Annotated in this window: 1 protein-coding gene and 1 pseudogene; both read left to right on the top strand. The window is 36.9% G+C overall.

What is annotated here, in order from left to right:
* The coding region (locus CAT7_RS11960) for an ABC transporter substrate-binding protein (RefSeq protein WP_007726004.1) at nt 1–906 on the top strand (906 nt) is incomplete at its 5' end.
* Between the two features lie 62 nt (nt 907–968).
* A pseudogene (locus tag CAT7_RS11955) lies at nt 969–1,189 on the top strand (sugar ABC transporter permease); the annotation flags it as partial.

Here is a 1,189-nt window from a genome sequence, read left to right as displayed (position 1 = left end):
TATGGTATTCCATCACAAATGAATGCAACTGGTATGGTTGTAAACATGCAAGTATTCAAAGATGCTGGGATCAATGAGTTCCCTAAAACACAAGAAGACTTCATTGCTGCTTTAGAAACAATCAAAGAAAAAACACCTGATGTAACGCCGCTATACACAAACTATGCTGCAGGGTGGACATTATCAAACTGGGACTTCACACGTACAGGAGTTTCTGGTGATCCAGATGTAACAACAAAATTAGCTCAAGATCCTGCACCATTTGAAAAAGGCGATACAATGTATACGATTTATGACACATTGTATCAAGTAGCAAATAAAAAATTGATTGAAGCAGACCCAACAACATCTGACTGGGAACAATCTAAAGTGGATATGGCAAACGGCAAAATCGGGGTCATGGTTTTAGGAAGCTGGGCTGTACCACAAATTCAAGATATCGTTCCAGAAAATTCAGAAAATATCACATTCCAAACTTTCCCAACCACAGCTGAAGATGGTAAACAATATATGGGTATTGGTGGAGACTATAACTTAGCTATTAATGTGAACAGTGAACATAAAGAAGCTGCACGTACGTTATTAGACTGGTTAGTGAATGAATCTGATTATGCGGTAGATAATGGTGGATTGCCAGCTGTAATAGGTGGAGATTATCCATCAGCGTTACAAGCTAGCCAAGATGCAGGTGTTATCTTATTAGAAGAAAACCCAGCACCTGAAGGAAAAGAATCACTATTTCCAGATGTTAATAATATGTCTGAATTAGGCGTAGGCTCTACTGATTTAGAAAAACAACGCATTATTGATGCTGGTATAGGAAATTCAGATGAATCATTTGAAGATATTATGAAAGAATTTAATACACGTTGGGCTGATGCAATCAAAACAGTTGGCAACAATTAATTGAGTGAAAGGAGCGTCCCGGTTTCGTTGGGACGCTCGATTTATTAATGGAGGGGTATCCTGTGCATAAAATAAAGTTAAATCAAAATACAGAAAAAAAGTTGCTCATTTTCTTATTTACTATCATTCCAGTTGCTTTACTGCTGTTGTTTTCTTATTATCCGTTAATAAAAATGTTCCAGTACAGTTTGACCGATTGGAATGGAATCACGCCTAATCCAAAATTTGTTGGAGCAGACAATTATCGAACGGTTTTGACAAATCCAAATTATTTTGCTGTTTT

The sequence above is a fragment of the Carnobacterium sp. AT7 genome (assembly GCF_000171855.1).
Classification (GTDB): domain Bacteria; phylum Bacillota; class Bacilli; order Lactobacillales; family Carnobacteriaceae; genus Carnobacterium_B; species Carnobacterium_B jeotgali.
The sequence above is the reverse complement of the archived record's forward strand: the minus strand, read 5'-3'. Positions and strand labels throughout refer to the sequence as shown.